We start from the raw sequence: 9424 nt of genomic DNA, 5'->3' as shown, positions 1-9424 counted from the left end.
GTGCTCCAAGAATTCACCATCCCCGAGTTTGAGACAGTCAAGAGCACCTTTGCCGATGGATTAAAAGCATTGAAAGGAAACAAATAACCATGACCAAAAAAATCCCCCAACTCTCGGCAGAGCAGCTTGCCAATGAACTAGAAATCGATTTGGAAACCATCGCCCGAAAAAAAGCTTTGGATGAAACTGGTTTTTATAAGGATCATGAGATAGAGCACGTTTATTGGGGCCGCGGCTTTGATTATGCCAGCTTGGGCATGTCCTATGCACTGAACCAAAAATTTGATGAGGCCAAGGCCGCTTTCAAAAAAGCCGCAGAGTATCAATTACGACCATTGAAAATGGCTTTTGACCCGAACGCCCCAGAGTTTATCGGCGAAAAGGTTACCATGGGTAAGGAATCCATTGATGTCGTCAGCTGTTTCAACTGCGCCATGGCCGCCGGTGAGTTGGCGATCGCCAAAGAAGCCTGTTTGCTGTACCCGGAAGAGCAGTTTCCAGGCAACCGCAAACCGGATACCACTGACGATTTGGTGCATGCGCTAAAAGCCTGGTTTAACGGCGACCATGATAAAGCCAGTGCCCATTGCCAAAAGCGTCTGGACGAATACACCGCCAAACCCAGCAAAAAAATCAGCGGACGTAGCAATTACTTTACCTTGCACTTGGCTCTGTGGGGGATCATTCACAAAGATGCGTTGAGCTTTGAAGATGGTATTAAACGCAACTTGGCTATTTGGCACCATGGCGCCCGTTACGGCGAAGAAAGCGGCACAACTCGTGGCCACTATGCCGAGTTTGCTGTGGCGCTGACCAACTTGGGGATCCACGCTGGAATGGAGCAGCCGGTCGTTGACCCATTCATCCCCCAAGGACTGGTGTGGAGCAAGTCGGTTCGGGACTGAGTAGTACAGTTAATATCAATGTTAAATTCAGATTGATGTTAACTACCCGCTTTTGTTGTTGGTATATCGTTTTTCATGTAGAGGTCTCCATTGCCCCCCCAGTGTATTTGAAATCTCGTCAATGTCATGGTCTTAAATTCGGTGAAAGGTCAAACAAAATCATCGAACACATGGAAGAATTTTTGGAAAACAGGTAACAGAAATGAGATATACGGACAGGCCAGAATACAAACTATATAGAGCACTAAGAAAAGGACAATTAGATATTGCCCAGTCCTTTATCCAGCAAGGATGTAATATTCACAGGGTAACTGAAAATGACAAATGGACGTATTTACATCAGTTATCGGATGGGGATACTCCGCCAGAATCTATCCAATTTCTCATCGAAAAGGGGCTCGATGTGAACGCCGTTGACAGCTATGGCTATACCCCGCTGATTTATGCGGTCAGGCAAAAGAACCTTCCGGCCATCAAATTACTGTTGGAAAATGGCGCCGAAAAACTTATCAATCACCGGCCCGAGGATGGCGCTACGCCTTTGAAAATGGTGTTTGACAGCAAGCCTTATTCGTCAGAAATCGTTGCAGTGTTACTCGAAGCAGGTGCTGACCCAGATGCAAAAATTGAAAGTGGCAGCTCTTTCAGAAATTCAGTTGCGGTACTTGCTGATATGCCACTGGAAATCCCAGAGCTTTTAAGAAGCTATCCAGAGAAGTTCTGATACTTTGTTTGACCTTACCGGAGAGTAGCCCTCTCGATCTTTCCTCGATAGAGATTAACAATCTCGAGGAAAGTTCTTTCACGCCCAATTCCCTCTGGCGGTTTGCTGTATTCACTTCCAATCCTACGTACTTGCTGAGCCAGTTATGGGGCGCTGAAAAAATCGTCAATGCCATAGTCTTAAATATGGAAAGGTGGTCGCTGTGAAGATGAAAATGAATGTACAGGAAAAATTTGAACTACCGGGAGGAGTTACAATCTTGGCTTGCGCCGGTTATGAGAAGGATTTTGATGTTATTGGCAAGAAACTCAACCTGATTTGTGATGGTGAGGTTAGACAAACCCTAACTATATCCGGCGAAAAGAAAATGACTAATCAGAAGGCCAATTTTGAGCAAAAGGCATTCGAAACCCATGATAAGGTTTTGTTGTCACAGGAAGAAGCCCAGAGTGGCAAATGGCAGCTAGTCGGTGATTGACTCATAGGCTGATGAGCGCTCAAGGGCAAGCAGAGCTTTGATGGGACTACTGGGTGCATATAGGGGTACATGAAAAGCAAAAAAGCCCTTCTTATTAAAGAAAGGCCTTTTTATTTCAATACATTATGAATTTATATCAGTTCATGCCGTATTTTTTCAGCTTCTTGCGCAGTGTGCCGCGGTTGATGCCCAGCATGTTGGCGGCGCGGGTCTGGTTGCCACGAGTGTGCTGCATAATGATATCAAGCAGAGGTGCTTCAACTTCGCATAGCACCATTTCATAAACTTCCTGGGCTTCTTGACCGTCCAACTGAGCGAAGAAGTTGCTGACAGCGCGCTTTACGGCGTCGCGCAGTAACTGGGGCTTGATGGTGCCGTTAGCGGTTTCGATTTTGCCTACGGTAAGCTGATGAGCTTCTGTGTGAGTTGTCTGATCAAACATTCGTATTCTGCTCTTTATTTATCTAGTACACATTCATCAAAAAAACGTTCCACCATGGAACATTGTTCTGCAGCGGTTTCCAGCCGGTTAAAGTCGGCACGGAACTGGCGCTGTTCTTCCTGGTCCAGGTACCATCCCATATGTTTTCTGGCGAAGCGGACGCCCTTTACTTCCCCATATAAATCATACAGTTTGGTTAGGTGTTCCAGCATCACTTGACGCTGCTCTGCCATCCCAATGGGCGCTAGCTTGCTACCTGTGTCCAGGTAATGCTGGATCTCTCTGAAAATCCAAGGCCTTCCCTGGGCACCCCGTCCTATCATCAGGGCATCGACACCTGTGTAATCCAGCACGAAACGCGCCTTCTCCGGACTATCGATGTCCCCGTTGGCGACAACAGGAATCGAGACATTCTGTTTGATCGCCTTGATGGTGTCGTACTCGGCATGACCCTTGTACATGCATTGGCGGGTGCGGCCATGAACCGCGAGCGCCGTAATGCCACTCTCTTCGGCAATCCGGGCGATTTGAACACCATTTCTGTGTTCTGGGGCCCAGCCCGTGCGAATCTTCAGCGTTACCGGCACATCCACTGCGGCAACCACGGCATCCAGTATTTTCTTTACCAGTTCCGGCGATTGCAGCAGGGCAGAACCCGCGAGCTTTTTATTCACTTTTTTTGCCGGACAACCCATGTTGATATCTATGATTTGGGCGCCTTGCTCCACATTGTAGCGGGCGGCCCAAGCCATATTATCGGGGTCAGCCCCGGCGATTTGTACTGAGCGTATGCCTTCTTCACCCGAGTGCGTCATTCTCTGGCGGCTCTTGTCTGTGTCCCAAAGGTCGGGATTGGACGAAAGCATCTCTGACACTGCCATGGCAGCACCATAACGGATACAGAGATTGCGGAAGGCCTGATCGGTGACACCTGCCATTGGTGCCACGATCAGCTGATTCTTCAGTTGATAGGGTCCAATCTGCATTTTGCTGTTTCACCTTGCTCTTCAAAGGGGCGCTATAGTACGCCTTTTTGCCAGCGGTGAAAAGGTCAATAAATGACCTGAGCAAAACTTTTTTACTTGACTTTTGACAGGCAGGAAGTCAGCGCCAGTGCGCTCTGGCGCCGCCTTTACCGCTATTTGCGTACTCCTGTCAAGCGGCTCCAATCTTCTTTGTGAACCGCTTCGTCCATCTCGAACCATTGAGCGTAAAATTCGCGGATCTCTTCTGCTTGTTCCTGCAGTAAACCGGACAGTGCCAGTTTGCCACCCGGGCGCACCAACTCGGCGATCAGGGGGGCCAGTTCTCGCAGCGGTCCTGCCAAAATGTTGGCAACCAACACATCGGCCTGAATGCCTTTGGGTTGATCCTCAGGTAGGTAGAGGCTGAGCCTATCATCCACGCCGTTGCGTTTGGCATTGTCGCGGGAGGCGTCTATCGCCTGGTAGTCTATGTCTATGCCTATGGCGTTGGATGCGCCCAGCTTGAGACCGGCGACCGCCAGAATGCCGGAACCGCAGCCGAAGTCGACCAGCTGTTTACCTTGCAGATCCAGGCCATCGAGCCACTCCAGACACAGGGCGGTTGTGGGATGAGTGCCTGTGCCGAAGGCCAGGCCGGGATCCAGGATCACGTTGACAGCTTCAGGATCCGGGATTTCACGCCAGCTGGGACAGATCCACAGACGCTTGCCGAACTGAATGGGGTGGAAGCTGTCCATCCATTCGCGGACCCAGTCTTTATCTTCTATCTGCTCTATCTTGTAGTTCAGCTTGCCTTCGAGGAAGGGCTGTTGCTTGAGCATCTCGACTGTGGGAGTCAGATCTGTGCCGGCATCGAACAGAGCGACTACCACAGTGTCGGCCCAAAGTGGCGTTTCGCCCAGCTTGGGCTCAAAAATCGGCGTATCTTTACCATCTTCAAAGGTGATGGAAACACTGCCTTCCTCCAGCAACAGGTCGCTGAGTGTTTCGGCGTGCTCGCTGCTGCTGTGGATGCGTAACTGGATCCAGGGCATGGAATCTTCTCTCGTGGGGGACTATAAAGCGCTATTGTAAGCCATAGGTCACAGGCCTTGCCAGCACGCCGGGGTAAAGAGGGTGGAGTGAAACCCGGTTTCAGCTTTGGCCCGTTAATGGCGGAATTTACGGTAACTTACTGTCTTTTCTGTTTCAAAGTTTCAAATAAACGTTTGATTTATATTGGTTAATTGGTATTACCTCTGTTTTGCTGAAAGTGGTTTATTTGTGAGCATGATCAGATAATCCCCCACTTTCGATTGAGGCAGGTCACATTCAGACTCCTTGGCCATTGGCGCAGTTTGGCTGTGAGTTATGTTGTAGATCCCAAGGATCTGTACCCAAAAAACATGCTGACAAAATATCACATCCCTGAGCGCTGGCTCGGTCATGCCAACAGCCATTACTGGTCGGCCAGAGCCGATCGCCTGCAGAGTGCCACCGGCATTTTGCTGGGCATGTTTCTGTTGGCGCATCTTCACTTCGAATCCAGCATCATGCTGGGCAAAGAGGCTTTCTATAAGGTAGTGCAGGTGCTGGAAGGCGGTTGGTTCAGTGCCACTGGCCACGGTTATCCACTGCTGACGCAACTCTTCTCTGTGTTCATTCTGCTGGTGGTGATACTGCATGCCGCCATGGCGCTCAGGCGTTTTCCGGCGCAGCTCGGCCAATGGCGGGCGCTGCGCAGCCACCTGCATTTGATCAAACACCGCGACAGCCACGCCTGGTTCTGGCAGTTGGCCACCGGCTTTATCCTGTTCTTCCTGGTGCCCATGCACCTGGTCACCATGATAGCCAATCCGGAAATCGGCCCCAATATGTCGGCCTACCGGGTCTGGCATGACAACACCTGGCTGCTGTATATCTTGCTGCTGCCTGCAGTGGTGATCCACGCCATGATAGGCCTGTATCGGGTGGCGGTGAAATGGGGCCTCAGCTTTAACCGCACTGGCCTGAGAAAAATAGCCAAGCTATTGATTGTCTATCTTATCGTGCTTGGATTAGGCAGTTTGGTGACCTATATGCTGCTAGGCAATGAGCTGAGCCTGCCGTTGCAGCCGTTCGTTCCCGGTTAACTCAATATCAGTTAAAGGTAAATTAACCGGCAGAAGTTTGATCTGCCTCAGGGTTCGTTTGCCCTTTGTGATCCACATTGGTTTGACTATCTTTAAGCGGTTAAGCCATTGGATGACAGGGAGAATACGAATGATACGACTGAGTGAGCGCTGGGGCGGCTGGTTGGATCTGGGGCAGAGTGCTTCAGGCGTGTTGTTGGCGCTGTTTTTGTGGACTCACCTGTTGCTGGTGTCTTCAATATTGCTGGGGGCGCCGGCAATGGAATGGGTGGCCCGCAACATGGAGCTGAGTTTTCTCAGTGACGATGGCCACGGTTACCCCTGGGTGGTGAGCCTGGTAGCCATAGCCGTTGCCGGGTTGGCGTTGTTGCACGTGCTGGTGGCCTTGCACAAGTTGCCTTTGTCGCTCAGGCAGCAAAAGGCTCTGAAACAGCAACTAGTGCAAATTGATCATGGCGATACCCGCTTGTGGGTGTGGCAGGCTGCTACCGGAGTGGTGATTTTGCTGTTGCTTCCTGTGCATCTTTGGTTGGTGGGTTCGGCCCCGGAAACCATAGGGCCACAGGGTTCGGCCGACAGGATTTGGAACCAGTATGCCTGGGCCTTGTACCTGCCACTGCTGCTGACAGTGGAGTTACATGCCGCCATAGGACTGTACCGGGTGGCATTGAAATGGGGCGCGGCGCGGGATCTCAACAGCCGGGCGCGCCTTAGAAAAATTAAAACCATACTCAGTGTGGCGTTTGTCGCCGTAGGTCTGGCGTCCTTGCTGGCTTTTTGGCCCCACGCGAGCTGAGTATTGATAACCCAAACAGATAGCTTTCGGGTAAACGGCATTGGGCCGTCCCATAAGGAGTGTGTGTGAAACTCATCTATACGGATTCGTTGGTTGTCGGCGCCGGATTGGCGGGTCTGCGGGTAGCCATCGCTTCCAAAGAGCGTGGCCTGGATACCCTGGTACTGTCGCTGATCCCTGCCAAGCGTTCCCATTCGGCCGCGGCCCAGGGCGGTATGCAGGCCAGTCTCGGCAATACCGTCAAGGGCATGGGCGACAGCGAAGATGTGCATTTTCAGGACACGGTCAAAGGCTCAGACTGGGGCTGCGATCAGCAGGTGGCGCGAATGTTCGCCCACTGTGCTCCCAAGGCGGTACGTGAGCTGGCCAACTGGGGCGTACCCTGGACCAGGGTGACTGCCGGGCCGCGTCAAGTGGTGGTCAATGCCGAAAAGGTGACTCTGGAAGAAGCCGCCGAGGCTCACGGGCTGATCAATGCCCGCGACTTTGGCGGTACCAAGAAATGGCGCACCTGTTACACCGCCGATGGTACCGGCCATTCGCTGCTGTATGCGGTGGACAATAAGGCGATCTCCATGGATATCCCGGTGCATGAACGGGTCGAGGCGCTGAAACTCATCCACGATGGCAACCGCTGCCATGGGGTTATTGCACGCTGTTTGATCACCGGTGAACTCAGGGCCTATATCGCCCGGGCCACCACCATAGCCACAGGCGGCTATGGCCGTATCTATGAAGTGTCCACCAATGCAGTGATCTGTGAGGGTATAGGCCAGGCGCTGGCGCTGGAAACCGGGGTCGCGACCCTTGGTAATATGGAAGCCGTACAGTTCCACCCCACGGCCATAGTGCCCGTGGGAATTCTGACCACTGAGGGCTGCCGCGGTGACGGTGGCTTGCTGCGGGATAAAGACGGCTACCGCTTTATGCCTGACTATGAGCCGGAAAAGAAAGAGCTGGCCTCCCGTGACGTGGTATCACGGCGGATGACAGAACATATGCGTAAGGGCAAGGGAGTCGACAGCCCCTATGGCCCGCACCTGTGGTTGGATATCACCCTGCTGGGGCGCAAGCATGTGGAAACCAACCTGCGGGAAGTCAAAGAGATCTGTGAGAACTTCCTCGGCATAGATCCGGCTGAAGAGTGGATCCCGGTGCGGCCGACCCAACACTATTCCATGGGCGGTATTCGCACCAATCATACAGGAGAGAGCCCGCAGCTCAAGGGGCTGTTCAGTGTCGGCGAGGCGGCCTGTTGGGACATGCATGGCTTTAACCGTTTGGGCGGTAATTCGCTGGCGGAAACTGTGGTCGGCGGCATGATCATAGGCAAATATGTGGCCGACTTCTGCGAGCAGGAGGAGCTGGTGCTGGATACGGCGTTGGTGCAGCGTTTCCGTGATGAGCTCAACCAGGAGATAGACGAGCTGCTGGCTCGGGAGCAGGGCGAGAGCCCGTTTGAGCTCAAGCGCCTGATGCAAAGAGTGATGATGGACTATGTCGGCATCTTTCGTAACGGCCCAGAGCTGGAAAAGGCGGTGGCCGAACTCAAGGATTTGCTGGCTCGCTCGCGCAATATTGTCGTCACCTGCAAGAAGCGCCACGCCAACCCCGAGTTGGTTGAGGCCCTACGGGTCAGGCGTATGCTTAAGGTGGCGCTGACTGTGGCCTGCGGCGCCCTGGCGCGCACCGAGAGCCGTGGCGCCCATGCCCGCGAGGATTACCCGCAGCGTAACGACAAAGACTGGCTCAGCCGTACCCTGGCCAGTTGGCCGGACGCCGACGCGCTGGAGCCTGTGCTCAGCTACGAGGCGCTGGATGTGATGCAGATGGAACTGCCGCCCGGTTATCGCGGCTATGGTGCCGACAATGCCATTGCCCATCCGGATACCGCCAAACGTGAGCAGGAGATTGCTGCCATTCTCGCGACTTTGGGGCCGGATGCCGGCGCTGAAGACAAGCAGCGGGCGCTGATGCCGTTCGAACTGCCGGAAAGCCTGCGCCCCGGCAACGAGCGCCTGAGCGACCGCCTGGCTTACCCACAAACTTCAACCCCTTCTCAGCCTAACCCTGCCGGAGATGACAACGCATGAGTGGCCGCACTTTAACCTTCAGGATCTTCCGTTACGACCCACAGCAAGCGGGAGACAAGCCACAAATGGTGGACTATCAACTGCAAGAAACCCCGGGGATGACGGTATTTATCGCCCTCAATCGCCTCAGGGAGGAGCAGGACCCATCGTTGCAGTTCGACTTTGTCTGTCGCGCCGGGATTTGCGGCAGCTGCGCCATGGTGATCAACGGCTTTCCTACCTTGGCTTGCCGCACCTTGACCGCCAAATATCCAGATGGACTGATCACTTTGATGCCGCTGCCAGGCTTTGAGCTGATAGGGGATCTGTCGGTCAACACTGGCAAGTTTATGCGTGAGCTGGCTGAAAGGCTCAAGCTGTGGCTGCATCCCAAGCCGGATCAGCAGGATATCCACCATCTGGAAGCCCCGATGGACCCGGAGGAAGCCGCCAGACTCTATGAACTGGAGCGCTGTGTGGAGTGCGGTGTCTGTGTCTCGGCCTGCGCCACCAAGCAGATGCGCGACACTTTTGTCGGCGCCGTCGGCATGATGAAAATCGCTCGTTTCGAGCTGGATAGCCGCGATGCCCGCAGCGCCGAGGACTTCTATCATGTGATAGGCAATCAGGATGGGGTGTTCGGTTGTATGACCCTGCTGGGATGTCAGGATAACTGTCCTAAAGACTTGCCCCATATGCAGCAGATAGCCTACCTGCGCCGCAAGATGGCCAGTACCTTGCTTTAAACTATGCCTTCAGAGAACTAAGCCCTTAAAGAGCTAAGCTGAGGTTCAAACAGAAAAGCCCGGAAAATTCCGCAATGTAGATCAGATAAGGATCGGTTGACCGATCCTTCTGATGAGAGACAATCGGAAACCTGTTTGTAGGTTTCCGATTTTTTATGTCTATT

At 53.1% G+C, this 9424-nt stretch carries 10 protein-coding genes; 7 read left to right on the top strand and 3 right to left on the bottom strand.

Features of this window, described 5'->3' with window-relative positions:
* Positions 1 to 89 precede the first annotated feature (89 nt).
* The 3 genes from ACMHXE_RS09750 to ACMHXE_RS09740 all read left to right on the top strand — a co-directional run bounded on the left by ACMHXE_RS09750 (position 90) and on the right by ACMHXE_RS09740 (position 2107).
* Positions 90 to 905 (top strand): hypothetical protein, encoded by an 816-nt coding sequence (locus ACMHXE_RS09750; RefSeq protein ID WP_101057616.1) that lies wholly within the window; start codon positions 90 to 92, stop codon positions 903 to 905.
* Between the two features lie 202 nt (positions 906 to 1107).
* Complete coding sequence (locus ACMHXE_RS09745; protein WP_101057618.1) at positions 1108 to 1629, top strand: ankyrin repeat domain-containing protein; 522 nt, start codon at positions 1108 to 1110, stop codon at positions 1627 to 1629.
* A gap of 202 nt (positions 1630 to 1831) precedes the next feature.
* Positions 1832 to 2107 (top strand): hypothetical protein, encoded by a 276-nt coding sequence (locus ACMHXE_RS09740; RefSeq protein WP_167398150.1) that lies wholly within the window; start codon positions 1832 to 1834, stop codon positions 2105 to 2107.
* Positions 2108 to 2243: 136 nt separating this feature from the next.
* Here the strand turns inward: ACMHXE_RS09740 and fis are convergent, their stop codons facing one another.
* The 3 genes from fis to prmA form a co-directional block, all read right to left on the bottom strand.
* The gene (fis, locus tag ACMHXE_RS09735; protein WP_025011339.1) at positions 2244 to 2549 is read right to left on the bottom strand and encodes a DNA-binding transcriptional regulator Fis; all 306 of its coding nucleotides are present in this window, start codon (positions 2547 to 2549) and stop codon (positions 2244 to 2246) included.
* A gap of 14 nt (positions 2550 to 2563) precedes the next feature.
* Positions 2564 to 3535 carry a tRNA dihydrouridine synthase DusB gene (gene dusB / locus ACMHXE_RS09730; protein WP_025011338.1) on the bottom strand — a complete coding sequence of 324 codons (972 nt, stop codon included), beginning with the start codon at positions 3533 to 3535 and terminating at the stop codon, positions 2564 to 2566.
* Positions 3536 to 3687: 152 nt separating this feature from the next.
* Positions 3688 to 4569 (bottom strand): 50S ribosomal protein L11 methyltransferase, encoded by an 882-nt coding sequence (gene prmA / locus ACMHXE_RS09725; RefSeq protein ID WP_101057622.1) that lies wholly within the window; start codon positions 4567 to 4569, stop codon positions 3688 to 3690.
* 351 nt (positions 4570 to 4920) lie between these two features.
* On the opposite strand from prmA, the gene ACMHXE_RS09720 reads away from it, so the two are divergent.
* From ACMHXE_RS09720 to ACMHXE_RS09705, 4 genes are all read left to right on the top strand, one after another.
* The gene (locus ACMHXE_RS09720) at positions 4921 to 5646 is read left to right on the top strand and encodes a fumarate reductase cytochrome b subunit (RefSeq protein ID WP_101057624.1); all 726 of its coding nucleotides are present in this window, start codon (positions 4921 to 4923) and stop codon (positions 5644 to 5646) included.
* A gap of 130 nt (positions 5647 to 5776) precedes the next feature.
* Complete coding sequence (locus ACMHXE_RS09715) at positions 5777 to 6442, top strand: fumarate reductase cytochrome b subunit (protein WP_101057625.1); 666 nt, start codon at positions 5777 to 5779, stop codon at positions 6440 to 6442.
* Between the two features lie 65 nt (positions 6443 to 6507).
* Positions 6508 to 8535 carry a fumarate reductase flavoprotein subunit gene (locus tag ACMHXE_RS09710; protein WP_101057627.1) on the top strand — a complete coding sequence of 676 codons (2028 nt, stop codon included), beginning with the start codon at positions 6508 to 6510 and terminating at the stop codon, positions 8533 to 8535.
* Positions 8532 to 9260: a fumarate reductase iron-sulfur subunit gene (locus tag ACMHXE_RS09705; protein WP_028781383.1), complete on the top strand. Its 729-nt coding sequence runs from the start codon at positions 8532 to 8534 to the stop codon at positions 9258 to 9260. Before ACMHXE_RS09710 ends, ACMHXE_RS09705 begins: the two co-directional genes overlap by 4 nt.
* The last annotated feature ends 164 nt before the right edge of the window (positions 9261 to 9424 follow it).

It is taken from the genome of Shewanella sp. BJSY2023SW007 (assembly GCF_047314525.1).
GTDB classification, from domain to species: Bacteria; Pseudomonadota; Gammaproteobacteria; order Enterobacterales; family Shewanellaceae; genus Shewanella; species Shewanella chilikensis.
This window is presented reverse-complemented; position numbering and strand designations above follow the sequence as displayed.